Origin of the sequence: Moorena producens PAL-8-15-08-1 (assembly GCF_001767235.1) — a bacterium.
Classification (GTDB): domain Bacteria; phylum Cyanobacteriota; class Cyanobacteriia; order Cyanobacteriales; family Coleofasciculaceae; genus Moorena; species Moorena producens_A.
This window is the reverse complement of record NZ_CP017599.1, coordinates 7,853,678-7,879,824: the sequence shown is the minus strand read 5'-3', so window position 1 is coordinate 7,879,824 and position 26,147 is coordinate 7,853,678. Positions and strand designations below refer to the sequence as shown.

The following is a 26,147-nucleotide window of genomic DNA, read 5'->3' as shown; positions in this document are numbered from 1 at the left end:
GGTGGCTAACTCTCGCTGGTTATTTTACTGTTTGCAGACTTACGCACACAATCCATGGGTAGGTTGGGCAAAACCTTGCCCACCCTACAGGTAGCGTTAAATTGAGGGATTTGCGTAAGTCCTAAGATAAATCCTCAAAACCAATAATATTTTAAATTTAGTAAAATTTTATTAAGTTTCATTACAATATACCCTACCATGAAGCAAAACCTGATTGAAGGGAAGGTGAGCTCCCAGCTAACCCGACTAACGATACCCATGATTTGGGGAGTGTTTGCAGTTATTGCTTTCAATCTGATTGACACCTATTTTGTCGGACAACTGGGAACCAAACACCTAGCAGCTATGAGTTTCACCTTTCCCGTGGTGATGACTTTAGGTAGTCTAGCGATGGGGTTGGGGGTGGGAGCATCCTCTGTGATTGCCCGTGCCATTGGAGAAGGGGATATCCAGAAAGTGCGACGACTGACAACAGATAGTCTAACCCTGTCCCTGCTAGTAGTAGCACTGTTCACGTTGGTGGGATTAGCCACTATCGATCCCCTATTCACGGCCTTAGGAGCTGATGCCGATGTGCTACCACTGATTCGTAGTTACATGCAGATTTGGTACTGGGGAATGATTTGTCTGGTTATCCCGATGGTGGGTAACAGTGCCATCCGCGCTTCCGGCAATACTGCTATTCCCAGCGTGATAATGACCGTTGCTGCATTCGTCAATATTGCCCTCGATCCAGTATTAATCCTCGGACTGGGAGGATTTCCTCGATTAGAACTGGCAGGGGCAGCGATCGCAACAGTAATTTCCCGCGCCACCACCCTAGTTGTAGCCTTGTGGTTTCTCAACAATCGCCTGCAGATGCTTTGCTTCAACCTGCCCAAGCTGAGAGTAATTTTAGAATCCTGGAAAAAAATTCTCTATGTGGGTTTGCCTGCTGCTGGAACGAGCATGGTATTTCCCATATCTATTGGTGTGATTACTGGGTTGCTAGCTGGTTACGGAACTATAGCAGTAGCAGGTTTTGGCATTGCCTCACGAGTAGAATCCTTTAGCCAGATTGTCCTAATTGCAATCTCTGCCAGCATTGGACCGTTTGTAGGGCAAAACTGGGGGGCGAAAAAGTACCTCCGTGTCCATCAAGCCTTGCGTCTAAGTTTCCTATTTTGCTTATTTTGGGGAGTGCTAGTAACAGTGATTCTTGCTGCCACAGCTCCTTGGTTAGCCTCCCTGTTTAACAGCAACCCAGAAGTAATCACAATTACCGCCACTTACCTACTTATTGTCCCGATTAGCTATGCCGGAACAGGCGTGATTCTAGTTGCTAGTTCCGCCTTTAATGCCTTAGGTAAACCGCTACCATCAGTGGTGATGATGGTGACTCGGATGCTGGTGCTTTACATACCACTGGCCTATCTAGGCAGTCAGCTATTTGGGGTGAATGGTATCTTTGCCGCTGCCTGTATTTCTAATGTAGCTGTTGGCTTAGGGGCATATATTTGGAATCAGAAAACCTGTAATATCAAGACTGTTTCAGCATTGGAGAAAGAATCAGTTTCTGTTGGCATGGGTTAGCTTTGAGGTTAGCTATCAGCTTAAGCGCTACGCGCACGCTACGCGAACAGCTATCAGTTATCAGCTATCAGCTATCAGCTATCAGCTTAAGCGCTACGCGCACGCTACGCGAACAGCTATCAGCTATCAGCCAAAGGCTGACTACTGACGGCTGACGGCTGAGGGATATTCGCGCAGCCTCGGCTTTGCCGAAAGCTTGGCCTACGGCCTTAGCTCCCTAAAAACATGTACCTCACCTAATTAAAAATCGCTATATAAAACAACAGTGTTCGGCAGGGAGCAAAACCTTGTGGCTGTTAATAAGTAGCTCGACAAAAATAAACGTCGCGGTATTAACTTGTGTAAAGTTTCCAAAAATCCCTCTTCTCCCTGCTCCCTGTTCCCTGTTCCCTGTTCCCTGTTCCCTATTTGAACAGTTAATTTTACTTTTGTACGACTACTTAAAAATGATTAATTTCTAATCTTTTTACCCGATATAAACTATGATAGTTACTCAATAATATTACCCATAAAAACGTTAAATACTAGTAACTTAAATCCCTAAAAATAGTATTTGTAAATAAATGTAAATATTTTTAATTGCCCCTTGCATTTTTCCCAGTAGTTATCTATACTATAGAAGGTAAACACCGATACTAATAACCGCGCTGAGTATGCCCGTTAATCATGACCAGCGCGGCTTTCCTCCCAACCAAGTAGGAGTTACTTCTATGATGCAAAAAAAAATCACGATCATCAATCCCGGCTTTTCAGCTATTCACCGGATCTCCCTTGGAAATACTGAATTCCGACCTCAAAGATTGTAAGCCTTTAGCTTATCGGCTATGGGCACGCTACTTGAGCGGCCATTGGGTGCATCTCCTAAAAGCTGTTTGGCCTGGTGGATGGAATAGGCATGTTGGTGCAATGGGCATGTTGGTGGAATAGGCATGTTGGTGGAACAGGCATCTTGCCTGTTTCATTTCCCGGCGGGCTTTCCCAACCCTGGCTACGAGGCGGAAAATGATGGTAAGCCCCCCTAAAGCACCACTAGCAACTACTGTATTTATAACCTAGCTGTTGGCTTAGGAGCATATATCTGGAATCAGAAAACTTGTAATCTCAAAACTGTTTTAGCATTGGAGAAAAATTAAGCGTCTCATGAAAACGTTAAATCCTAGTAACTTATCTCTTGAGGATGTTCATCGTCTTTTGAATCTGGAAGAAAATTATGATGGCTCATTCACGCCCTTGTTATCCTTAGAACCGTTAACAGACGTTGAAAAGCAGGAACTGGTGCAAATAAATAATGATTTTCGTCCCTATCTAAGATCAGGAAAAGTCTCTGAAGCGATGCAGCGCGGTCTTGGGGGTTCCCCCCATGAGCGACTGCATCAAGAAGGGCAGGTGAAGTTAGTGGTTATTGCTCCATTGCTGAGATTAGCTGGCTTCTATCACTACCCCATTACAATTTCCGTGGAAGAAGGGATTGCGGAAATTGATAGTGAAGAGGAGGAGACACGAATTACAGGGCGGCTTGATATTCTAGCAATAAACAACCAGCAACCAACACCAGCTAATAACTATTTTTGGGTGTTGGTAATCGAAACGAAAAATAGTCTAGTAGATGTAACAGCAGGTTTACCACAATTATTGACCTATGCCTATAAAAGTTTAGACCATCAAAAATCCGTATGGGGGCTAGTGACGAATGGTTTACGGTATCAGTTTGTTTATCTGCAGCAGGAAGCTTCCCCAACTTATCAGCTGATGCCATTACTCAACCTGATGGAATCTGAAAGTTCTATTCAATTGCTAAAGGTTCTTAAAGCTATCTGTAACCTCTGAAATGTGATATCCTAAAGTGATATAGCGATTTATAGGCTAATCAGGTACAGAGTATTTTTTCTCTGCTCCCTACTACCTACTCCCTTTCCTATCTTAGGCACAACCAACAAAAACCCTCTCCAACCGACTGATTGAAGGGGTTTATTATGGTCGAATTTTAGAGGAGTTTTGAGCACCTCAACCGTCAAAGTTATTTTGACCCAATCAAAGATTAAAAAGTTCCTGTATTTTAACTATACTTCCTCTATGGTGTCACAGCTATTTTGGTTTGTATGCCACTAAACGCTTTGAATTAGTGGCATAAAACCAGTCTTTGGTTTGAATTACAGACTAACAATTGGCTTTTAACTTTTGACGTTTAACTTTTGACGTTTTCAAGCTTACGCAGCCAACACCCACTGCTAGTAAACCTAAAACAGAAGCCGGTTCGGGAACAGAAGTCGATTCAGAAGTCGCTTCAGATTTAATACTTACTGCGTCAACCCCAGCGTTGAAGGGACCGCTATTGTCAACTTGGCGAAAAGCCAAGCGCACAGTAGAACCAGCCCAGGGAGTCAAATCAAATGTGGTAGTATTAAACCCATTGACGGGATTGAATTGTCCTACTGGAGATATAATATTTGCTAGTACCCCCGCATCTGAAGAGCGACCAAACCAGTCATCAAAGCCAGCAGAAACTAGATCAACTCGGAAATGTTGGTTTGCTCCCCGATTAAAAGCCATAGTTCCACGATCAAGCAGTCCACGAAAAGAGTAGTTTTGGGCAAACCAGTCGAAAGAAAGTTCGTGAGTGAAACCTGCTTCTAGAACGATATCTTGAAACAAGACGCGGGAACCAGACCCGTGCTGATCGGTAACGCTAAAGAATGATCCTTGACTTGGACCGGGAATTGATAATCTATGTAATGGGCTCCTGGTTCCATTTGTAATGAACAAGTTCCCTCGGCTACGACTTTGCTGAAGAACTGTCCATCCTGTGAAGTCTCCTGTTTCAAATCCCCCATTAACAATGCTAGCAGCATTAGCAGCGCCACCAATACTCGACAACCCAATTAGACCGATTGCTCCTGCCGCGATCGCTATAGCTGAATGCTTGATTGAATGCTTGATTGAATGCTTGATTGACATTAAACTAATTCCTGTACCGTTCTTAACTATCAGGATTACAGGCTGATGTTTGCATTCAGGTTAGTTTCATGTATTCCTAGTTGATAACTTACTGTATCACGTCCGCAGATAGCCTCGGTCTAATTCCATAATGACGATAATTCCAATAATCCTGCAAAATTTTGTTGTGGTCAAAGCAGAGATTAGATGGCACTTCCCAAGGGTTAAAAATGCCCAAATTTTTAGCATCATCAGCGGCTTTTGGGACACCCGTTGCTGTGGCTAAAAAGACAATACTAATGGTATGTTTCCGGGCATCACGACTAGGATCAGAATACACCTGGAATTGCTCAATTAGTTCAACCTCTAAGCTGATTTCTTCCTTAGCTTCCCGCACTGCTGCGGTTTCTACCGACTCGCCGTAATCTACAAAGCCACCGGGAATTGCCCAGCCTAGGGGGGGATTCTCCCGTTCTATCAAAATAATCGGTCGATGGGGTCGGTCGATTAGTTCAATAATGATATCAACAGTGGGAGCAGGATTACGGTATTGAGTAGAAGTCATGGGTTAGATCAAATCGGGTTGAGTATTTATGATATAGCAAAGGGAGTAGGGAGTAGGGAGTAGGGAGTAGGGAGTAGGGAGTAGGGAGTAGGGAAATTCCGATCAAAAATGATCACAATTAATATTGTGAGAAATGCGATGTGTCCGATTAGCCTGACCCAAAAACTAGAGACTAGACGGAATTTTATCTCTCGCCTGAGTTAAAATATTCTTTTATTCAGCATCACCACGATAGACTCAACTCGCCGACGATGCTTTACTGTTAAAGCTTTACAGTCAAAGCTTTATCGTCAAATTTCAAATTTTTAGTTACCAGAGGCAGTTGACTTCGGTGCTGTAACTATCCCACTGAGGGGAAGGTGCTATGTTTACGCTCATCAATGCTTTATTTGCTTTGATAATGATCGGGATTCTACTCCTGATCGGCAGGTTTCTTAAACAGAAAGTTCGGCTGTTTCAATCCCTTTATCTACCAGAATCGGTTATTGCTGGGGGAGTAGCATTGTTACTCGGCCCAGCAGTATTGGGTGCGATCGCATCTACCGTATCAGGTACAGATTCCTTACTGGCTGGGGGTCTGTTTCCGAAAGCAATGGCAACAGTTTGGTCTCAGTCTCCTGGTGTCTTTATCAATGTTGTCTTCGCCGCCTTATTTTTAGGTGAAGCGATCCCCAGTCCCAGAAAAATTTGGCGCAAAGCCGCACCTCAGGTAGCATTCGGCCAAACCCTGGCCTGGGGACAATATGTGATTGGACTGCTGCTAGTTCTGTTAGTGTTGAGTCCGATATTCGGTGTCGATCCCATCGCAGGTGCATTAATCGAAGTTGCCTTTGAAGGCGGTCACGGCACCGCTGCTGGCATGACCGATACCTTTAGAAAACTGGGTTTTAACGACGGTGGTGACTTGGCTCTAGGCTTGGCTACAGTCGGTATTGTCACAGGGGTGATCGCAGGTACCTGGCTAGCAAGCTGGGGCAGGCGCAAGGGCTACATCCACAGGAGCCCTGATCCCAGCAGTGAGCTACAACAGTTTCGGGATAAAATTCAAAATACAATTCAACAGACAATTCAACGAGAACCTACGGAAGTCAGGTTAGCCAGAGCCAGATTAATGGATGGTTTACTGATCGATCCCCTGTCATTGAACCTTGCTTTTGTAGGAGTTGCGATCGCTATCGGCTGGGTAATCCTGGCAGTGCTCAAGTTCATTGAGTCAGTGACTTGGGGAGCCGGTGGCTTTCAAGTAATTCAGTATGTGCCTCTGTTTCCCATGGCACTAATTGGTGGTTTGATTGTCCAAGTCGTAACCGTGCGTCTAGGACTGGGGTCACTAATTATTCGACCCTTGCAGGAGCGCATCTCTGGGGTAGCGTTAGATGTAGTAATTGTGACCGCATTAGCGTCGATTTCCCTAAGAGTGCTTGGAAACAACCTCTTGCCATTTTTAATTCTTGCGATCGCTGGCATCATCTGGAACATCTGGGCATTTGTGTTCCTCGCACCCCGTATACTCCCCAGATACTGGTTTGAGCGTGGCATCGGGGACATGGGACAATCCATGGGAGTGACAGCAACCGGTATCTTGTTGATCCAGATGGTAGACCCAGATAACCATACCGGTGCTTTTGAGAGTTTCGCCTACAAACAGTTGTTCTTTGAACCGATAGTAGGTGGTGGCTTGTTTACTGCTGCTGCACCAGCACTGATTGTGCAATTTGGCCCATCGGTAGTGTTACTGCTAACAACAGGATTACTAGCCTTCTGGTTAATCTTTGGTCTGTGGAACTTTAAGCGCATGAGAAAAACATTTAGGCAAGCTAATCTTTAAAGGGTTACTCGGTGATCCGGCAAGGGAAGCATGCTTCTCTTGCGCAACCCTGGGCAAGATTTGGGCTCTAGTATGATTGGTATAAACTGAACCAGTGAAATTTTGTAAGCAGCTATGACCCAGTCGATTCCAAGGATTGCCCTCGCAGAATTTCTCACTCAACCCAATATTGAGGCTTCTCCGGCATGGGAATTAATTGATGGGCGAGCAGTCCAAAAACCAATGCCAACCCTCTTTCACTCCCGCCTACAACGCAATCTGGTTAATTACATCAATGATCGAACCAATCTATTTGAAGCGGTACAGGAGCTACGCTGCATCATACCTCCCTACTCGCCAGTACCAGATATTGCTATCGTTGCCTGGGATCATCTTCCTGATCAAGACGGACCCCTTGATGGAGCACCCGATTGGCTGATTGAAATTCGTTCCCCTGACCAAAGCACTTTAAACTTGCAAAACAAAATTCTTCATTGCCTCAGTAATGGAACACAATTAGCCTGGTTAATCGATTTCGCTCGTCAGCAGATTTGGGTCTGGCAGGGAGATGACCTACCCATAGTCTGTTCAGGAGAAGACATTCTACCAAGCTTAGGAATTCTACCCGAACTTAAGGTCAACGAGGTAATGGCTATGACTCGGCGATCATAGCTCGTTGCCCCTTGCTTAATTTTATGCTATTTTTAGCCCGAGAGTGATGATGTTGGGTATTGAGGTTCCTTACATTAAATGAAACACTGGTTGTGTAGTTTATTCCTCTACAAATCCCTATATTAGTAGTCATAGATACCAAGATTAATTTGATGAAAGAGATTTTTCAAGGAGAAGTTTTTGCAGATACTGCCAACTTCGATAGTGGTATTCGCCAGTTAATGCCTCGCTATGAGGAAATTCTGGATGTTTTAGCCCGTTGTACTCCTCCTTCTGCCCAGCGGATTCTGGATCTAGGTTGCGGTACTGGCGAGACGAGTTTAAAAATCCTTGATCGCTGTCGGAATGCTGAAGTAATTGCGGTAGATTATTCCCCCCGAATGCTAGCTTTTGCCCGTGCAAAAATTGAGGAGGCTGGATATAGCAATAGATGGAAAGCCTACGAGGGAGATTTTGGTGACTGGGCAAATTACAACTTATCATTACCAGAAGAATTTGATGTCTGTATTTCCTCTTTTGCGATCCATCATCTTACCGATGAGATGAAGCTGAAGTTATTTCAGCGAATTCGGAAAAGTCTCAACCCAGGGGGCGTGTTTTGGAATGCTGACCGGGTTTTACCAGAATCACCAGCCCTCAAGCAAGTTTACCAGGAAAGGCGAGAGGATTGGGCGCAAAGTCAGGGAACGACCCTAGCAGAAGTTCGCGCTAAGTTCGGAACGAGTATCTCTGAGGGTTATTCTGGTCCTGATCGCTTTACCACCACTTATGGCCATTTGCAAATGCTGACAACTGCTGGATTTTCCTCGGTAGCGGTGCCTTGGAAGTATTATGGTATGGCAGTATTTGGAGGGGTAGTGGCAACAACAGAGGAACCTAGGCCGTAAAATCAAGTACCTGGGTCAAATTATTGTGATCTTTCCGCTTAACTGACAACAACTAATCATTAATAAGCAAGCATTTATGCAAGATTTGTCACAAGACGGAAACTGGTTCAAGCTAGTAGCAGATATCAGAACGTCACAACAAAACAAGACCTGGTTTAATTCAGTAGCAGATGCCTACAACAGAACCAGACCAACCTATCCTCAAACGATAGTTGATCGGGCTGTAGAGTTAGCCAAACTCCCAGATGATGCCACAATTTTGGAAATAGGATGTGGACCGGGAACTGTAACTACAGCGTTTGGAGAATTAGGCTTTAGAATGGTCTGTATAGAACCCAGTGAGTCTGCTTGTCAGCTAGCGCAACAAAACTGTGCCCAGTATTCCAATGTAGAGATTAAGAATACTACTTTTGAGGAGTGGGAGCTAGAGTCCCAGAGATTCGATGGGATTATAGCAGCAACGGCTTTTCATTGGGTTGCCCCTGGAAGTGGGTATGCCAAAGTTAATGCTGCTTTAAAACAGAATGGTGTACTCATTATACTGTGGAATACCAGACCCCATCCTCAGCCTGAAGTTTACCAAATGTTGGATGAAGTATATCAGATCCATGCTCCATCTCTGAGACGATATGCTGAAGATACAAAAACTCAGTTAGAAAAGCTGAACGAATTTGTAGAGAAGGTGATAGACTCCGGTTATTTTTATGACTGTAAGTCGGAATATGTACTCTGCGAACCTACCTATAGCATCGATGATTATCTGGCCTTGTTGAGTACTTACTCAACCTACATCAACCTAGAGTCGCAGCAGAAGAATTCCTTGTTTGCTGGTTTGAGGGAAACCCTAGAGAAGAACTGCGGCAATAGGATCCAACTTTCCTATGTGTCAGCTTTTTGGATTCTCCAAAAAGGATGAGCTGAAAACTTTCTATCTAAGGATGGCTAGTTGTGGTTTATCCTGGGTCAATCAAAACCTTTGAAGACATATCAGAGGGAGATACTCTTAAACCGTCATTAATCGGGATCAACCCGTATAAATCGGTCAAGGTGCAATTTATTGTGGCCCAAGTGAGAAGTGGTCAAGCGGCAATTGGAGTTAAGCCTCCCGGAGACGAAACCTTAGAATAAGGCAGCCTTAATCATAAAGTTTTAACCCTTTTACCCATAGCCGACAAACCATAAAGGCTGCCTTATTCTGACGGTAACTTCTAACCACCTGTCTATTTGGGCGCTCCTGGCATCTCGACCAGGAGTTGCTTGAAAGCCTTAGTTTTGCTATGTTTGGGATCAATCCAACCTAGCTCAACCCCATCAACCAAACTTAGTCCCATCCCTTCCGGAGACGAAACCTTAGAATAAGGCAGCCTTAATCATAAAGTTTTAAACCTTTTACCCATAGCCGACAAACCATAAAGGCTGCCTTATTCTGACGGTAACTTCTAACCAAGTAACGCGCGGTACGACGCAACAAGACTGCCTGTACCTCGTTCTTGTTCATGTACCGAGTAATTTCCTGATCAGTCCCACGAGCAAGAATATTTTTGGCAGCATTATAATCAGCCTGCAACACGACCCCATCAAATCCGGTAAAATTGTCCCCAGTCCTTTTGCCCAAAAGGGTTCCGGTTCTAGAGTCAATTTGCGACGTGTAACTAGGTTGAACTTCTGTGACAACCGAACCAGTCCAATTAGCCCATTTCTGCAAAGAGTCCCGCATCACTCCTTTCATCCAACTATTAAGTTTGCGGGACACGGTCTTGGATCGGCGTTTGTTTCGTATCGGTTGAGTTAAATCTTCTGCAAATACTTTTAATGACTCCCCGTTAAAGAGAGATTTAGAAGCCGCTCCTATTTTTGCGGTTAGTTCTGATTGATTTTGTCTGTAACGGCGATTTTCTGTTTTCCTACTTAGGTTATTTTTTAGTATTCTAGCCGACTTTGCTGGATCTAACTTTTCTAGCTTTCTGTGAAGTGCCCACAGTTTTCCTCTATTGCGGTTTTTAGCACATATACGATGGCCAAAAGGCCACGCTACGCGAACGGATTTTTTGGTGATTATTTTTCCAAGTCCTGTACCGTGAGCCTGACCCTCTGAGTCATAAAAAGCTTCGGTGTAACCTTTGTCCACCCCGATACTTCGACGTTCAGATGGAACTTCTACGGTACCATGGTCTACCAAAAAGTGAATTTCAAATCTTTGCAATATTTGATCATAGATTAATCTAATCTGTCCTTTGATTTTTCGATTAGATTTGACAATTATTTTATTCCTTTTTTTCTTTGTTAATCCAGCTAGTTCCAGTTGCCAAGTGTTCCGCGAAAGTCTTTTACAATTGTAGCCAACTTGCTGGTAAACTATCTGATTCTTAACCCAAGAATGACCTCTTTGAAATTCTTTTCTAACAAGTCTGTGCAGTAAAGAATTGTCCAGGAATGCCGAAGTCTTAAGTTGCGTGACATATTCCTTCCGTTTGTTTTTATTTTCTTTTCCTGGAAATCTTTTGTAAATCTTTTTAATAACCGCATCTTTACAAGCTGCTTGTTGGGCTGTAATAGCCTTACCTACGTCATTAACGGTCCAGTCCATTAATTTTGCAGGTAATCCCAGAGTATCTGGAGTTCTAAAACTTTTTACTTCTGGAATAGCTTTTTTCCAGTCAAGGTTCCAGTAGTTGATGCTTCCCAGTTTGTTGTAAGACTCAGATCTGACAATGCCCAACTTTTTCATTGTAGACAGCAACTCTGTCTCAACCACCTTTGTCATACCGATGACAAGGACGATTTGAGTCGATATTTTTTTAGTTGCTCCTACTTTCATAGGCATTGCTGCTGTGTGAATCCTATACTTTACTAGTACCCTAGTGCTAGATAATTGTCAATGTCGGGTTTATACTATTAGATACCGTATTATCCCTATTTAATAGGGCTTGATTGCTCGACTACACCCAGAAGTACCATTACCGCTCCAGCAAATGATCTGGGTTAGCCTGCGCCTCAAAAAGTGGACTGCTAGAAGTGGAAGTGAACTACAGTAATAATATTACAGAAAAAGGACGGGAGTAGGACACGCCCTGGATCTATGGGCGAGGGTCAGGCAACGTCTACAGGGCAGCGCGAACTTACGGTCTACGGGGTAATGGCTATGACTCGCCGATCATAGATCGTTGCCCCTTGCTTAATTTTATGCTATTTTTCTCCCGAGATCGATGATGTTGGGTTTCGTTGGCTCAAGCCAATCGACAAGATAATGCGTTTGCGTAGCGGCTCCAAACGCGCCCCGCGTGGCCCAAACGCGCCCCGCGTGGCCAATAGGCCAAGGCCAAGGAGCATCGCACTTTTAACCGGAAAAGCTTACAGGCCTTTTTGTCACTCCCCCCGGAATAACTGACGATAATGTTCTAAACACTGCTCATGTGAATCAAACAGGATTTGATCATTAATGTAATCTCGAATAGGAATATTAGTATTTGGCCCTTTAAAAACACCTATAGAAATACGTTCCTCATCTGGTATGCTAACTCCATGTATACTTGAGTTTATCTTTCCACCTAGCATTTTTTCTAAGGTTTCAGACAGAAATAGCACCCCATACCCTGGTTGGGGATTAACGTCATGCCATTGCTCATCCCAAAATACTTCTAATCCTGGCTTGTCCATCAAAATTACAGTCATCAAATCATAGTCTTTATGAGCTTTCATTCCACTATTGCTTTTCTTATTTGTATTTACCTTAGCCGGATAATAGGCAATTGAGAATGATGAAGAGAGATCACTATCACTCACGACTTCCTCGAAATAGTCTTCAACACCAAAGTAACTAAATATTTAGTTTAACAGAACTAGAATAATACGCTCTTCACAATAGTTTGAAATTTTGAAAACTGAATTGCGACACTCTTTAAAGGGGCTACTTGGATTATTCAACCTAAATAAAAACTGTTGAACCGAATGTATGTCATCAAGTGAACGGTCGATATAACCTTCAAATTTACCATGGGCAAACCATTTTTGTTTTTGGATTTCGCCCTGCCTGAAAAAATCTAAAGCCTCTCTTTTTAGAATTTTAAAATGTTCAAAAATTTCTGGTTATGGTATTCTGACATAGCAGCAACCCAGATTAATAAGGGTGTTGATTTATTCTCGGGTCACGCTATCTACAGAATTGATGTTTGGTAGTTCCATGATTCAGAAAACAAAAAAAATAACTCAACTCAGGTAATTCTACCAGGATTCTGGGAAGTTTATCTAAGTCGCGATCGCCCAATACAGTATAATACGAATTGAGCCGCCGAAAAGACCAGTATATAGTGAACTTACAAGAGCGAATAGAATCTCTAGAAGCTAGAATATATAGTCCTTCCGACTTTCCTCTTGCCCAGTTGAGTCAAACCGAACTCGACAGTTTACTCACATTAATTAACTCTAGGAATCTAGAATCAATCTACCCCTTGTCGCCGATGCAAGAAGGGATGCTGTTTGAGAGTCTCTATGCTCCGGAATCAGGGGTCTATGTAGAGCAATTGCTGTTGAAAATTAGTCCCTTGCAAGTTGATATCTGGGAGCAGGCTTGGCAACAAGTAGTGCAGCGGCACTCAGTTCTAGGTACCTTCATTATTTGGGAGCATCGGCAACAAGCACTACAAGTGGTACTCAAAGATGTAGATTGGGCGCTTATTTGGCGCTTAGTACCAATAGGTGACAGCTCCTACACTGACCTTGCAGGTTCAGTGTAGGCAACAAGCGCCAATCCAGCTATTGCTTACGGAGGCGCTGGGCTTTAAGAACGGACTGCCGAGAGACGCGCGCCTTAGATAGTGGAGCCTTTATGGTTAGTCGGCTATGCATAAAAGGGTTAAAACTTTGCCGATTTTGGCTCCACTATATTACGGTAACTTCAAACCCTGCCGCTCTATTTCTGATATTGATCGCCGCATTATGGTCACGATTGGCCTTTGGCCACGCTACGCGAACAAGGCTACACCCACAATGGGAACAATTATGCCATCGTATATGCAGCTTTTTGGGGACTTTTTTGCCGCAATTGGAACAATTTTGTGAAGTATTCATAGCACTTACCGGAATCGCTAACAAGCCAGCATTTAAGGCCGTAGGCCACGCTACGCGAACGGCTTTGCTTGCCAGGATTGTCAGAAAGCTTACCCACCCAGCATCTAGGACAGATTTAGCCAACCGGGATTTAGCTAGCCCCTTAACATTTAATTTTTCATGAGCTATTACATCGTACTTTGAAAGCAAATAATTAGCGGTTTTAAAATGGAAATCTTTCCGTTTATCCGCTACTTTCTTGTGTTGCCTAGCAAGCTGCGTGATAGCCTTGAGCCTATTATTGCCACCTTTTTTCCGTCGGGATACTCGCTTCTGAATGACCTTTAATCTTTTTTGAGACTTTCGATAATATTGCGGGATCTCTATTGTTTCTCCTTCGGAGGTGGTCAAAAACTCTTTAAGCCCAACATCAATACCAACTATTGATTCAGGATTAATATCAGGTTTAACCTCCGGAACAGTTTTGTCTTCTAGAGACAGAACCAAGTAGTAGCCATCACATTTTTTGGTTATAGAAGCCGTCTTGATTTTGAATCCATTCGGCGTAGCCGACGCTTCGCGAACAGGAATGGGACGATGAAGGATGACCTTGAGCGTTCCTAGCTTTGGTAGGTTGATCAGGTTTCCTTCTAGGCACCCTTCCTTCATTTGTGGGTAAGTAAAAGTACGATAGCGGCACCGCTTCTTAAATCTAGGTCTTCCGCTTCGTTTACCATTACTGTCTCCTTTAATAAACCTATCAAAGGCCAATTTAACTCTTTTGACCACATCCTGAAGTACTTGAGAATGGATTTTTTTGTACCAAGGATGAGTCTTTTTTAGATTTGGCAAGGTCTTTTTCTGACTGTAATAGTCAGGATTTTCCCTTAACTCCGGAAAGTGGCAAACAAGGGGACAAGCATTGATGGGACAACGATTTTGCTCGTACCAGTTGAACCGATCAGCCAACAAATAATTGTATTGCGCGCAAAGCATTGACAGCCAGTTGTCTATCAATGCTTTCTGTGCTTTTGTTAGACGTAATCGATACTGGTAGGCGACTCTCACGATTCCTTGCTTGTCAGTGTATGCTATTATTATATCACTGACCTAAAAAAGCGTGAACTAGTTGCATGAAGAAAAAGTTTGCCACAAAAGGTAGATCGGTCAGCGATCTCAAAGCTCACCTTGTCTTAACAACAAAATACCGCTGTAAAGTCTTTACAAGCGATATGTTAAATGAATTACATGATATATTTGCTGATTTAATGGAGAAGTGGGACGGGGACTTAGTAGAATTCAATGGAGAAGCCGATCACATACATCTCCTGTTTCAATACCACCCAGATGTCCCTTTGAGTAATTTAGTCAATAATTTAAAATCAGTTAGTTCCCGAAAGCTCCGTCAGCAATTCAGTGAAGAGCTTGATAAGATTTATAGCAAAAATGTCGTATGGAACAGTTCTTATTTTATTGCGAGTTGTGGCGGAGTTACTATTAACCAACTCAAAAAATATATCGAAAACCAGGATAGACCTGCTGGCTAGCTACCATAGTGTCGCGATTCATCCCACGCTCATCCTACGGATTGAGACGTGGGGCTTCTCGCGACTTTAGCTAAATTTAGCCTTAATTTCAATCGCTCATGCGCTCTGCCAGAATTTCTAAAGCGCGGTCCGAACATCCCATTAACCACATATCCGGCATTCCACTTTTTTCCCCGAGCAACAGTCGCCGTCGGCTGCGGAATGTTTCCGGCTTCATATACGCTCCCAGTAAAACTCGTCGCAGTTGGGGATTCCGAATACCCGTCCGTCCGTGGAGCAGTCGCCAGTTATCATTTACCAATACCTGTCCGGGAGCTATAAGAAATTCGGCGTTATACTCTGGAGATTCAGCTAATGCTGTAAATGCTTGGTAGGCGGCATACAAGTCTTGAATTTTATCCGGGGAAACCTCAAGGGGTACGCGGTCGTTTTTATTGTGACGAATCTGGTAAACTTCGCCATTTTTATCCAAATTAATGACGTGCTGGCGATAATAGATTTCCCATTGGTATTTTTTGGTGCCTTTTTCCTTGTCAGATACTTTTTCCTCTACACCCAGTCGTCTGCGACCTGTTGGTATATACTCTTGGGTGAGTAGCTCGAAATATTTTGGCTGCTGAGTCCTCAGAACTTCAGCAATTTTGAAACCATCTACCAGAGTGGAATATCCTTGTCTGTCATTGTCAGGATTTTCGTATTCAATACATCCGAGAAATTGAAGTCTGGGAGGAACGTTGTAGGAGACGTGATCGGTATGATTGTCCAGCCGATGCAAGTACTTATAGGAGTGGTGGATATTTCCTGCTAGTTGGTTGGCTGTGTCTAAAGTATAGATGTCGGTAGGGTGATATCGTTGCTGAATCGGTCCGACGCGCTCTACTAATGCCTGAAATGCTTCTCTCGTTTTGGGAAAGCTGTCAATAATTACCATTCCCACATCCAGCATTTTATCCAACCAATGCAGTAGCGTTTCATCGTCCCTCATCACTTCCTGGTAATCGAAGTATGGGATGGACAGCGATGAGTCCCACAGTTGGGGTTTTCGTCGCTGTTTGAGAGCGGGCTCTTTTTGACAGTGAACTCGCAGCCAAGATGGATCGTAGACGCTATGATGTCCGGGTTCTTCACCGCCCCAAATGATATCTAAATTTCCTTCGCGGTCTATTTTGACCGTTTCAGTTATCGGATTTAGTGGCATTTTCAGGGGGTCGTGTCCTTCTCCTTCTCCACTGTTGAGGCTTAATGTGTCTGGTTGAAAACATTTGGGACAGTGGCAAGTGTCGCGCAGCCAGAGGTTGTGATAAAAGCTTTCGTGACCATCTTTCCAAGTAATTTGCACCCCGTTATTGACGGTGGTAACCGATTGGATGCGAAAAGCCGATTTGAGTTGCTGAACTAATGTGACCATATTACTCCTTTTATCGATAAATAGAATAGAGCAGTTTAACCGTCTTGCGGTTGACCTAGGGGAATTTTTAACCAAGTATTATGCTCTTTGGTTAAGAAACAATCGATTGTTGCATAAATACTGCCTTGTTTTCTCTGATAAACAACTTCTTTCCCCGAAAGTGATATTGGATTTGTATGCCAGACTCCAGGATGTATTGAAATGCCACAACTACCATCTGAATAAAGAGCTACAAAATCTTCAGGTTTGACATCTTCTTTAGGAGGAGCCAAAAGAAATATACTTGGTTCGCCATTTTTAGGCATAAACCCTTCTCCTGCATCTAGATGGGCACTCAGCCAGTTTACCAGAATATATGTAGAGTTACTTTCTGGTTCGGATATAATCTTACCCGCTGCACCACCGCGAGCATTCTGATGACCGGCAGAAAATAGGGTTGACCCCTCCCAATAGACTCTGAACTCCTCTTCAATAACAGTACCGTAACCCCCCTTGGAAATTAGAGGTCGTTTTCCTGAAGTAGGCCATTTGCATAACTCTATTTTCGCATTTTCAAAATCCGTGAATACAACCCCTAATCCCAGAGCATTTTGGGAATTCAACCTTTTTAAGGGAACATCATAGTAATTGACTGTGGTCGCCATTTTTTCTTCAATTTAACTAAGAATTGAACTGTTAATGGAAAGTTCGATCCCACTTGCCAACTAAATTTACGGCAAATGGCTGAGGAAAATACTGCTCAAAAATCCTGTAGTAGAGTAATTCCTCCTTACTTTTTATGGGGTCTCCCCGAAAGCGTGCCCGATCGAAATCTTGGTCAGAAATAGTAGCCTCAGCGTGAGCTGCTAAAACTTTAGAGGAAGCAGAACCATGAGCAAATTCCATCTTGTCTCGCCAAACTATTTCTGGGGGTAAATAGTCTTCAAAAGCTTTACGGAGCAACCATTTTTCAATGCCAAATCTCTGGTAAAGCTTGAGGGTAGGATCTATAGTCAGTGCCATTTCTACAAAGTCTATATCTAGAAAAGGAACTCTTGCTTCTAAACCATGAGCCATTGTCAGTCTGTCTAATTTTTGCAAGTTGAGATTATGTAATCCTTTAATCCGATATACCAATTCTTGATTTAACGTCTTGCCATCATTGTAATCAGCTAGATAACTATAGCCAGCAAACAACTCATCTGATGCGTCTCCTCCGAGAACTACTTTGACATATTGGCTAGCAAGATGAGATAGCAAGTAGGTAGGTACACAACTTCTTAACCAAGCGGGATCATAGGATTCAAAGTGGTAAATTACCTCGGGTAGAACAGAAAGCATTTCTGCTTTTGAGTAAATATATTCGTGATGAATTGTTCCTAAATATTCTGCTACTAATCTTGCTGCTTTCAGATCTGGAGAGTTAGCAAATCCGGTGGAAAAAGAATGTAGTTCTGACAGTTCTCGCTTCATTAAGGCCGCAATAATGCTAGAATCAAGTCCTCCACTGAGAAATACTCCTACAGGAACGTCAGACATTAAACGCCTGCGGACACTTTGAGAAAGTCCTTGGCGAATTTTTTCTAAAATCACCTCTACATCTTCTAAAAACACATCGACTTCGGGAAAATCGTAGTAGGGTTGTAAACCCTCATTAGAATGGTAATAATGTCCTGGAGGAAACTCTTTAATTTGTTCACCATGCTCTATTAAAGCTTTGATTTCTGAAGCAAAAAATAAACCTTCTTCACTTTGAGCATAGTATAAAGGTTTAATGCCTAAGCGATCGCGAGCGACAAAGAATTCCTGATCGCTAGCCAAGATAAAGCTAAACATACCCCTGATTTTTTGAAGCATCTGAGTGCCAAACTTTTGGTAGAGCGGTAGCAGAATTTCCGTATCGCTGTTGGTTGAGAAGTTGTAGTTTCCCTGCAAGCGATCGCGCCATTGTTGATGGTTATAAATTTCTCCGTTAGCAATAGCGTATAATTTGCTCTGCGGATCGTATAATGGTTGCTGTCCTCCTTCTACATCAATAATGGCAAGACGATTATGTCCTAAAGCATAGTTTTCCTGGCAAATGCTACTGGTACCATCCGGTCCGCGATGAGCTAAGATTGACAATGCGTCTTCAAAGCCAGGTAAATTTGAGCCAAAAAATCCAACTATTCCACACAAATCTTTATCCTCCAGGTAACTTCAATGCTGTCATCGCAATTGGCGTTAAACTAAGCCAGGTTGTCACCAACCCGACTCGTCTTCAGAACGCAGCATGAGACTTTAACCTCACTGCGCTCCTCTCTTTTCAGGCTCTTTATGAGTACCTACTTTGAGTAAGGTAGGAATATCGTCCACCCATTCCTAGTCCAGGTTATTGAACCATTTTTGGGTTTTCTCTCCTTCCTTTTGGGCTCTTTCGTTTTTAGTATGCTAAGCTATCATCAAAGTGCCAATTAATTATAGCTCTAATTTCAAAGTTAGTCAAATTTATTAGCCCAACTCCACATCTTTTTATTAGTTTTAATTTGTTATTTATTCCCTCCACCACTCCACTATTTGTCCTGCTTTCAAAATATCCCACTATTTCTCCTAGCCATCTTTTTATTGTCTTAACGCTTTTTGGGTAGTATTTTACCGCTTTTTTGAGCCAGTCTATTAACCTCAATGTTCCTGATCCTAAATCTTTACTTTCGTCAAATATATGAGTGAATTATTCTTTAAGATTATGCATGATTTCTATTAGCGGTGATGCAACTTTTACTTGTTATAGTTTTTATTTTTGTTGTATTTTTAGCTTTTAAACTAATATTTTAGCAGACCAAATACGCAAGAGCCGATTTTTCCCAGATAACATTTCGAGGATCTGGGCAATATTGGTCAACCATCGGGTATCATCCCAATCTAGCTGTTTTGGGGTGCTACCGGGAACTGGGGCGGGAAGGTCAAATAGGGCGAGGAGGGCGACCGTTTCTCCCAACTGTTGTAGTTGTTGTGCTATTTCAAAAGCAACCATAACCCCAAAGGAATGACCTGCGAGGAAGTACGGACCAGAGGGTTGAAGGGATTGGATGGCTTGGAGGTAGTAGGCGGCTACCTCTTCAACACTATAGCAACCGCCAAGGCGGTTGCTATAGTTGTTGGAACAATCGGGCTACTCACTGGAGGGTTCTTAGTGGTCTTTAATGTGTGGAGATTAGCAACAATCTGGGCGGCTAATATGCCAGGGATTAAACTATTTTATTGGGTTGTATTCATTAGCTGCTTTGTTGTTATTTGGATGGAGTACAACCTACATTGGTCGAAATGCGATCGCATCTAGTTCTAATCTCAGCCAGACCACAATCGGACTGCTTGGATTCATTTCAATTATTGGTGTAATTTTGGCAATTTTAACGGTGTAAAGGAGTTAGCGACATGGCAAAAAATCCTTATGATTTCGACCTCGATGGGGCTGTGTCGCTTTTGATTCAGTTAGCAGGTGGCGCAATCTTTACAGTCTGGGGTTGTTATGCCCCGAACTTACAGATTCTTAACGCGGCCGCCGGAGTAGCTGGTGGGGCTTGGGCGATCGGTGACAACTGGCATGTGAAATCCCAGTTGTAAGCCCCAAACGCTTTCCGCGTTCCCTACTTCGCTTCCTGAAAGTAGGGACAGACGGGTTAAAGTTCTATACGGTAGCAGGAGGTGCGCTCAATCGCCAATATTGATGGAACGTTGGTTTGCCCCAAGTGCGTCCGGTTACTATATGCGCGCCGTCCTTACAAAAATTTTCCAGAAGGCCGAGGGCATAGTCTGGAAATGCCTTTGGTTGGATGGCATAGGTGTTGGGATCGCCACTAACTGGAATCAAAACCCACGACTGCAAATCACTTTTGCTGCGCTGTTGCATCCTTGGGTATTGGTCTTGTCTGTCAGTGTTGGCTGATGCTTCGAGATACAATTCCTCTTTTAGTGCAGCATTTTGCTGCCAAGTTCGGATGAGGTAAGTTCCATCGTCCTGCTTTATCAGAGTCCAGAGGTGTCCTTGATTTCCTTCCGTATTCACAACCGGATCTTGTCGCCAGATATTAGTTATCTGGTTAACGGTAGCCTGGTAGCCATACGCTATCATATAGATACCAGTTACTTGGTGAATCAACATCCAGTTACCGGAAGCATCTTCTGGGTGTGGCATGGAATTTTCCTCCTCTGGAAAAATAGGGGGTAGTGGTGAAACAGAGAGTGGTACAGTAATCTTGACTGGTTTGCCGCCTACGACTTGTCCATCAGCAATCACATCAAGCGAGCCATTAAAGACCTGGGGCAAAGATTGGGCAGCTACGGCTCCAAGCCAGGAAACGGTGAAGGCTATCTCATGATCTTGGTCTCTGCTGAGTGGTCCGTGACCAGCGGCAGGTGCGATCGCGCTGACAAACTCTGCTATGTCACCGCTCGGTACAAGGCGTACATTTGCGATCGAAGTTATCTGTGCTGCCAATTCAGCATTGATGGTCTCGATAATCGTACTCGGACTAATACCTGGGACAAGCTTGCCACCAGTCGCATTGGCAATTCTTGTCCCTTGTCCAGGAGTTCCTCCAGGCTCTCCGCAAAAAGGCTCAAGAGCAGTTGCCCTGGTTTTTGGATCGTCGTCGAGCCCATTTGGGGAACGAGAATCGGTGTTCATGCTCATGGCCAAAATAGTAATCTTTTCGGCCACTAGTTTAGCTGTTACCGATTCTTCAGTGATGTCGTAGGGCAGGTTGCTGATTGCTTGGCAAACTGCGTCATGACCTGCTGCGTCACCAATCCAGACAATGAGGCGCTTGGAATAAGCACGCCAACCAATTTGGCCACCTGGTGGTTCGGCTACTTGATCGAGCCCATAGAACTGAATCTCTGGAATGTCTTTACCACCAGTAGTTGTCCAGCTATTAACTGCGGCTTCAATGTCTGCGTAGTTTGCAGTCAAACTATGATTGTGGGCGAAAGCATAAGGATGTTCACCAGTAACAGGAGCTGGAAAGTCCTTGTATTCGCCGACTCCGAACTGCACATCAGATCCTAGTCCGCCGATTGTGGTTAATACAGTCGAAATGTCTCTCTTAACAACATCGATCGCTGGTTTCATACTAGCGGTCGTGTCAACCAGAAAATAGACATCAACTTTGGGAACCACCTCAGACTTTGGGATATTGACTTTTACCACTTCTTCAAGGGTCTGATCCTGGGACAGAACCAGATCGTTCGTCGGTGGTGAAACTTGGATGGTAAAACTCATAACCCTGGTTACAAAAGGGAAATCGGAGGTCAAAGACAGCAAAATTTACTTACATTAAGCAAATATAATCTTAATATCAAGCTGACTCCGATCATTGATAACTTTATCATTAAAATGTGGGTTCGCGCCTTAGAGCTGATTTCTAAACAGAACCTTAAACTGTTGCCAGTCGTTTTGTCATCAGGCGAATGAGAGAACCATAAATCATCGCCTCACTCATCTGTGTATACTGTTCATAGTCCGTGACTCTTACGGCGAAATCGATTCAACCACCCGAACGTGCGTTCCACGATTTAACGCTTTGGCAATTTCTCTTACTCCAATGACAAAGCGTTCTATGACTTCTACTTGCACTGACTCACCACACACTTGTTTGACCGCATGGGCAAAATTCTTTCCCGAATACCCGCACAGCCACCCAAACCACTTTCAACTTGGAGAGAGCTTCTTTCGACTCATTAAAAACAACAACAGATCCCCTACGCTCTGACATGTTTGCAACGGTCACTAACATTCCCTACAGCAAACCAAGCGAATCTACGACGATATGCCGTTTACGGCTAAAAACCTTCTTGCCACCGTCATAGCCGTAGACATCCCCCTTTTTTCTGTGGTTTTCACCGATTGAGAATCGGCTATCGCCACCGTTGATTGTTCGTCACGTCCTGATTCGGTGCGTAACTGGCCTCGTAACTTGTCAAAACCACCGACACTTGAGAATCAGACAACATATAGGCTAAACGTTCTTGAGGATAGCCCGGATCAAAGGGAATGTAAGCTCCCCCAGCCTTTGTAGACTTTTTCAGCAAATCCTAGCTAGACAAAATTTAAGTTTTTCAACTAATACCTGAACGTGAGGTTCACCAAGCATAGTGGTATGATTTCCAGGAACAACATTAACCTCCACGGTTTGGCTAGAAAACTGATTCCAACCCCAAGTTGGATCCGTGGGAATTTCACCAAGCATTCCCAATTCATCCTGATAAACTTCCCTAGTGCGGAACAGGGTAATCTGACCTTGATAACCTCCTTGTGGGAGATAACTCATAAAAGCTAATTCGTCAGCTTTAATAGTTTGAACAATGCCACGCACTCGTTCAATTCCTGAATTAGGTGGCAACAGATTGACGATTTCCATCTGTTGTTTGAGATAGTTTAATTGTGCTTCGGGAGTTAGAGGTTTGAGGGTTTCATAGGAAATATCGAGATTTTTCCCAGATAACATTTCTAGGATATAGGCAATATTCGTTAGCCATCGGGTATCATCCCAATCTAGCTGTTTTGGGGTGCTACCAGGAAGTCGGGCGGGAAGGTCAAATAGGGCGAGTAGGGCGACTGTTTCTCCCAACTGTAGTAGCTGTTGTGCCATTTCAAAAGCAACCAGAACCCCAAAGGAATGACCCCCGAGGAAGTACGGACCAGAGGGTTGAAGGGTTTGGATGGCTTGGAGGTAGTAGGCGGCTACCTCTTCAACACTAGTGACATACTCCCACACGCTTATCAGAGATTACAGTGTGGGCTTCTTGCCAACTCCACCCAACGGTATCGGCTTTCGCCGACGCTGCGCGAACGGATACGTAGGCTTGCTTTATTAACGACACGGTCAGAAGTTACCGCAAGAAGAGTGGAGCCTTTATGGTTAGCAGGCTATGCATAACAGGGTTAAAACTTTATGATTAAGGCTCCACTCTTCTAAGGCTTCCTCTCCGGGATGCCCCTCCGCGCCGGAACAATACAAAAATTCGATTTTTTTCGCGCTGTAAATAGCTGATAAACCAGCATTTAAGGCCTTTGGCCACGCTTCGCGAACGGCTTTGTTTATCAGTACATATATTATAGCATTCCATACATACCCTGTGCAAAATTCATCCCACACCTAATGCGTAGCATTAGGTGTGGGATGAATTTTGCCGGACAGCTAAAGGGTTCCGACACCCCATCTAAACTGGGAGGTTGTAAGGCGTAAAAAGGTTGCTCGTTTCCCAGATGACGGGCGAGTTGGTGGAAGTAGACCACATTGCCACCGGAACCAGGCATACAGAAGAACGGTGGCTGGGAACCTTGGGGTTGAATGGCAACTAAGGGAGACCAAGAGTGAGTATCAGTGTTTTGGCGCAGTAGAATCCCTAACTGTTCTACGGTAGCGCCTTGGAAAAGGGCGGCTAAAGATAGATTTTTGCCAAATTCTTTCTCAATGTTAGCCATCAGACGTACTGCCAACAGAGAATGACCCCCGAGGTCAAAGAAGTTGTCTCGGACTCTGATGGGAGAAACAGAAAATAACGCGATAGAAAGTTAGCCAGGTGGATTCATCCCCTGGTTGAATAGCGACACGCGGAACGGGGCTTATAAAGTGCGGACGCAGGTTCCGCACACAGCCCCTCGATTTATCCCGTCGTTAAGTGCTATTATTGATGGTAAATCAGCGGTACGTTGAACTGTCCTAGTTAAAGGTGGAACTCCTGCTATACCGAAACAACGGGCTTGCCGACAGTATGACCGAAAATCCTGAGGGCGCAAGCCCCTGGATTATATCCATGGGGTTAGCCCGAACAGGAATTTATTCCCTAAACCTCTTTTTGATTTTTGACGTACCTTTTAATTGTTTCTAGGGGAGCGCCTCCCACTGTGGACAGGAAATAAGAATTAGTCCATAAAGTAGGTAGTCGGCTCTTTAGATGGGGAAATTGTTCTCTGAGATATCTACTAGTTGCTCCTTTAAATCGTTTAACAACTCTGTGAATGCCAAATTGTGGGTCGCATTCACAGAGCAAGTGAACATGGTCAGGCATCACCTCTAATTCAATAATTTCAACTTGGATCTCTTTTGCTATTTGATGGAGGAGTTCTTTTAATCTTGCTTCTACCTCTTCTACTAAGACTGGTCTGCGGTACTTTGGGCACCACACGACGTTGTATTTACACAATTAAATAATATTTTTGTTGTATTTATAATTGCTTACCATTTTGCCCTTGACATTATCTTAATGTTATGTATATATAATAAAAGTAAACGCAAGATAATGTCAAGGAGGTGATAAAGTGTTAACAATGGAGTTCAAAGCCATCCTAACTGAGGGTCAACAGGAAGCTGTAGACGAAGCTATTCGCACTTCTAAATTTGTGCGGAATAAAGTTCTACGTTACTGGATGGACAATAAGGGTATTGGCAAAAAGGAACTCTATCGTTACAACACTCAGTTAAGAGATGAATTTGGATTTGTTAAAGACCTTAATAGCCACGCTTGCCAGGCTTCGGTAGAGAACGTAGAGCGTGCTATCAAGCGTTTTTTTGATAATTGCAAAAAGAAGATTCCAGGCAAAAAGGGTTACCCAAAATTCAAAAAGTATTGTCGCTCTGTTGAATACAAGCAATCCGGGTGGAAATTATCACCAGACAAAAAATCCATTAGATTCACTGATCAAAAAAGTATTGGCAAAGTCAAACTCAAAGGAACTTGGGACTTATGGTGGTTCGACCATAAACTAATAAAGCGGGTTCGTATTGTCAAAAAAGCGGATGGCTATTATGTTCAGTTTTGTATTAAGGTTTGCCGAAACGAAGAAACCGAGTCTACAGGTTCTGTTGTTGGGTTAGATGTAGGACTGAAAGAGTTTTATACCGACTCTAATGGGTTTTCCGAGCCTAATCCCAGATTCTACAGAAAAAGCGAAAAGCACTTAAAATTTTGCCAACGCAGGCTTTCTCGAAAAAAGAAAGGTTCATCCAATCGTAATAAAGCCAGAAATAGACTAAGTAGGGCACACCTTAGAATAAGTAGGCAACGTAAAGAACATGCTAAGAGACTGGCACGTTGCGTAATCCGGTCTAACGACCTGGTCGCCTACGAAGATTTAAGGGTCAAAAACTTGGTAAAGAATCACTGCCTTGCTAAGTCTATTAATGATGCAGGTTGGTATCAGTTTCGAGAATGGTTAGAGCGTTTCGGTCAAGTGTTTGGGAAAGTCACTATTGCCGTCAATCCTGCCTATACAAGTCAGAATTGTTCGCAGTGTGGGAAAGTAGTTAAGAAATCTCTGTCAACCAGAACCCACACCTGTCAATGTGGCTGCACCTTAGACCGCGATCATAACGCTGCTAAAAACATACTTAATAGAGCCTTGAGTACCGTGGGGCACACGGAAACTTTATCAAACGCTTGGGGAGATTTGTCCTCTACTCTTCTTGGTCACGGCCTGGTTGAGCAAGACAATTCGATGAACCAAGAATCCCCTGGCTTATAGCCATGGGGAGTGTCAAGAGTCAATGGCGAACAGGCAGGACAGGGAGTATTCCTCATTGGCATAGGCTGAAAAGTTAAATCCAAGTAAGTCCACAGGTATATTTTTCTATCCGAGGGATGTAGGAGTCTGTTGACAGGCTTAAAGAAAACGCGGTTTCAACCCGTTTTCGGTGGGCTAACCACAGAATCCACGCGGTTTCAACCCGTGGAGATGTCAAACCGAGAA

General features: G+C 43.7%; 25 protein-coding genes and 2 pseudogenes. 11 read left to right on the top strand and 16 right to left on the bottom strand.

Translation table 11 applies throughout. The features are described from left to right. Window positions 1-198: 198 nt before the first annotated feature. Entirely contained in the window at window positions 199-1,572 is a 1,374-nt protein-coding gene (locus BJP34_RS28950) for an MATE family efflux transporter (protein WP_070395330.1), read from the top strand. A gap of 1,140 nt (window positions 1,573-2,712) precedes the next feature. Further along, complete coding sequence (locus tag BJP34_RS28945) at window positions 2,713-3,399, top strand: restriction endonuclease subunit R (protein WP_070395329.1); 687 nt, start codon at window positions 2,713-2,715, stop codon at window positions 3,397-3,399. 330 nt (window positions 3,400-3,729) lie between these two features. Here the strand turns inward: BJP34_RS28945 and BJP34_RS28940 are convergent, their stop codons facing one another. Together BJP34_RS28940 and BJP34_RS28935 are read right to left on the bottom strand one after the other, a co-directional pair. Then, the gene (locus BJP34_RS28940; RefSeq protein ID WP_070395328.1) at window positions 3,730-4,527 is read right to left on the bottom strand and encodes a PEP-CTERM sorting domain-containing protein; all 798 of its coding nucleotides are present in this window, start codon (window positions 4,525-4,527) and stop codon (window positions 3,730-3,732) included. 88 nt (window positions 4,528-4,615) lie between these two features. After that, entirely contained in the window at window positions 4,616-5,071 is a 456-nt protein-coding gene (locus tag BJP34_RS28935; protein ID WP_070395327.1) for an NUDIX domain-containing protein, read from the bottom strand. A gap of 364 nt (window positions 5,072-5,435) precedes the next feature. Here BJP34_RS28935 and BJP34_RS28930 point away from each other — a divergent pair, with 364 nt between their 5' ends. From BJP34_RS28930 to BJP34_RS28915, 4 genes are all read left to right on the top strand, one after another. Then, window positions 5,436-6,899, top strand: a complete 1,464-nt coding sequence (locus tag BJP34_RS28930) for a sodium/glutamate symporter (protein WP_070395326.1) — start codon at window positions 5,436-5,438, stop codon at window positions 6,897-6,899. Between the two features lie 114 nt (window positions 6,900-7,013). Continuing rightward, the gene (locus BJP34_RS28925) at window positions 7,014-7,550 is read left to right on the top strand and encodes a Uma2 family endonuclease (protein ID WP_070395325.1); all 537 of its coding nucleotides are present in this window, start codon (window positions 7,014-7,016) and stop codon (window positions 7,548-7,550) included. Between the two features lie 152 nt (window positions 7,551-7,702). Then, entirely contained in the window at window positions 7,703-8,437 is a 735-nt protein-coding gene (locus BJP34_RS28920; protein WP_070395324.1) for a class I SAM-dependent methyltransferase, read from the top strand. Between the two features lie 76 nt (window positions 8,438-8,513). Continuing rightward, entirely contained in the window at window positions 8,514-9,353 is an 840-nt protein-coding gene (locus BJP34_RS28915; protein ID WP_070395323.1) for a class I SAM-dependent methyltransferase, read from the top strand. Between the two features lie 304 nt (window positions 9,354-9,657). Here BJP34_RS28915 and BJP34_RS28905 read toward each other — a convergent pair. Together BJP34_RS28905 and BJP34_RS28900 are read right to left on the bottom strand one after the other, a co-directional pair. Beyond that, window positions 9,658-11,261, bottom strand: a pseudogene (locus BJP34_RS28905) (zinc ribbon domain-containing protein). Window positions 11,262-11,803: 542 nt separating this feature from the next. Continuing rightward, window positions 11,804-12,220 carry a 2OG-Fe(II) oxygenase family protein gene (locus BJP34_RS28900; protein WP_158517530.1) on the bottom strand — a complete coding sequence of 139 codons (417 nt, stop codon included), beginning with the start codon at window positions 12,218-12,220 and terminating at the stop codon, window positions 11,804-11,806. Window positions 12,221-12,744: 524 nt separating this feature from the next. Here BJP34_RS28900 and BJP34_RS28895 point away from each other — a divergent pair. Continuing rightward, window positions 12,745-13,170, top strand: coding sequence for a condensation domain-containing protein (locus tag BJP34_RS28895; protein ID WP_070395320.1), 426 nt, complete (start codon window positions 12,745-12,747; stop codon window positions 13,168-13,170). Window positions 13,171-13,315: 145 nt separating this feature from the next. Here the strand turns inward: BJP34_RS28895 and BJP34_RS28890 are convergent, their stop codons facing one another. Continuing rightward, the gene (locus BJP34_RS28890; RefSeq protein WP_070395319.1) at window positions 13,316-14,551 is read right to left on the bottom strand and encodes an RNA-guided endonuclease InsQ/TnpB family protein; all 1,236 of its coding nucleotides are present in this window, start codon (window positions 14,549-14,551) and stop codon (window positions 13,316-13,318) included. A 65-nt stretch (window positions 14,552-14,616) separates the two neighbouring features. Here BJP34_RS28890 and tnpA (BJP34_RS28885) point away from each other — a divergent pair, with 65 nt between their 5' ends. Beyond that, window positions 14,617-15,030 carry an IS200/IS605 family transposase gene (gene tnpA, locus BJP34_RS28885; RefSeq protein WP_070395318.1) on the top strand — a complete coding sequence of 138 codons (414 nt, stop codon included), beginning with the start codon at window positions 14,617-14,619 and terminating at the stop codon, window positions 15,028-15,030. A gap of 88 nt (window positions 15,031-15,118) precedes the next feature. Here the strand turns inward: tnpA (BJP34_RS28885) and BJP34_RS28880 are convergent, their stop codons facing one another. From BJP34_RS28880 to BJP34_RS28860, 5 genes are all read right to left on the bottom strand, one after another. Next, the gene (locus BJP34_RS28880; RefSeq protein ID WP_070395317.1) at window positions 15,119-16,438 is read right to left on the bottom strand and encodes a TauD/TfdA family dioxygenase; all 1,320 of its coding nucleotides are present in this window, start codon (window positions 16,436-16,438) and stop codon (window positions 15,119-15,121) included. A 35-nt stretch (window positions 16,439-16,473) separates the two neighbouring features. Then, the gene (locus BJP34_RS28875) at window positions 16,474-17,082 is read right to left on the bottom strand and encodes an ureidoglycolate lyase (RefSeq protein ID WP_070395316.1); all 609 of its coding nucleotides are present in this window, start codon (window positions 17,080-17,082) and stop codon (window positions 16,474-16,476) included. A 31-nt stretch (window positions 17,083-17,113) separates the two neighbouring features. Beyond that, complete coding sequence (gene asnB, locus BJP34_RS28870) at window positions 17,114-18,595, bottom strand: asparagine synthase B (protein ID WP_070395315.1); 1,482 nt, start codon at window positions 18,593-18,595, stop codon at window positions 17,114-17,116. Between the two features lie 244 nt (window positions 18,596-18,839). Then, complete coding sequence (locus BJP34_RS28865) at window positions 18,840-19,118, bottom strand: transposase (protein ID WP_083305397.1); 279 nt, start codon at window positions 19,116-19,118, stop codon at window positions 18,840-18,842. Window positions 19,119-19,214: 96 nt separating this feature from the next. Further along, window positions 19,215-19,487 carry a thioesterase domain-containing protein gene (locus BJP34_RS28860; protein WP_083305396.1) on the bottom strand — a complete coding sequence of 91 codons (273 nt, stop codon included), beginning with the start codon at window positions 19,485-19,487 and terminating at the stop codon, window positions 19,215-19,217. On the opposite strand from BJP34_RS28860, the gene BJP34_RS28855 reads away from it, so the two are divergent. Then, entirely contained in the window at window positions 19,443-19,736 is a 294-nt protein-coding gene (locus BJP34_RS28855) for a hypothetical protein (RefSeq protein WP_070395312.1), read from the top strand. The genes BJP34_RS28860 and BJP34_RS28855 overlap by 45 nt on opposite strands. A gap of 95 nt (window positions 19,737-19,831) precedes the next feature. Further along, window positions 19,832-20,020 (top strand): hypothetical protein, encoded by a 189-nt coding sequence (locus BJP34_RS28850; RefSeq protein ID WP_070395311.1) that lies wholly within the window; start codon window positions 19,832-19,834, stop codon window positions 20,018-20,020. A gap of 64 nt (window positions 20,021-20,084) precedes the next feature. On the opposite strand, the gene BJP34_RS28845 is transcribed toward BJP34_RS28850, so the two are convergent. From BJP34_RS28845 to tnpA (BJP34_RS28825), 6 genes and pseudogenes are all read right to left on the bottom strand, one after another. Then, the gene (locus tag BJP34_RS28845) at window positions 20,085-21,677 is read right to left on the bottom strand and encodes a hypothetical protein (protein ID WP_070395310.1); all 1,593 of its coding nucleotides are present in this window, start codon (window positions 21,675-21,677) and stop codon (window positions 20,085-20,087) included. A 520-nt stretch (window positions 21,678-22,197) separates the two neighbouring features. Beyond that, a pseudogene (locus BJP34_RS50575) lies at window positions 22,198-22,313 on the bottom strand (transposase); the annotation flags it as partial. Then, window positions 22,313-22,486: an AMP-binding protein gene (locus BJP34_RS41200; protein WP_149031237.1), complete on the bottom strand. Its 174-nt coding sequence runs from the start codon at window positions 22,484-22,486 to the stop codon at window positions 22,313-22,315. The pseudogene BJP34_RS50575 and the gene BJP34_RS41200, both read right to left, overlap by 1 nt. Beyond that, a complete protein-coding gene (locus BJP34_RS28835; RefSeq protein WP_070395308.1) occupies window positions 22,480-23,172 on the bottom strand; it encodes a thioesterase domain-containing protein in 693 nt (230 codons plus the stop codon). Before BJP34_RS28835 ends, BJP34_RS41200 begins: the two co-directional genes overlap by 7 nt. A gap of 338 nt (window positions 23,173-23,510) precedes the next feature. Further along, the gene (locus BJP34_RS28830; protein WP_267876629.1) at window positions 23,511-23,942 is read right to left on the bottom strand and encodes a phosphopantetheine-binding protein; all 432 of its coding nucleotides are present in this window, start codon (window positions 23,940-23,942) and stop codon (window positions 23,511-23,513) included. Between the two features lie 302 nt (window positions 23,943-24,244). Next, on the bottom strand, window positions 24,245-24,604 hold the full coding sequence (gene tnpA, locus BJP34_RS28825) for an IS200/IS605 family transposase (RefSeq protein ID WP_149031236.1): 360 nt from the start codon (window positions 24,602-24,604) through the stop codon (window positions 24,245-24,247). A 115-nt stretch (window positions 24,605-24,719) separates the two neighbouring features. Here tnpA (BJP34_RS28825) and BJP34_RS28820 point away from each other — a divergent pair, with 115 nt between their 5' ends. After that, window positions 24,720-25,922: an RNA-guided endonuclease InsQ/TnpB family protein gene (locus BJP34_RS28820; protein WP_070394103.1), complete on the top strand. Its 1,203-nt coding sequence runs from the start codon at window positions 24,720-24,722 to the stop codon at window positions 25,920-25,922. Window positions 25,923-26,147: the final 225 nt, after the last annotated feature.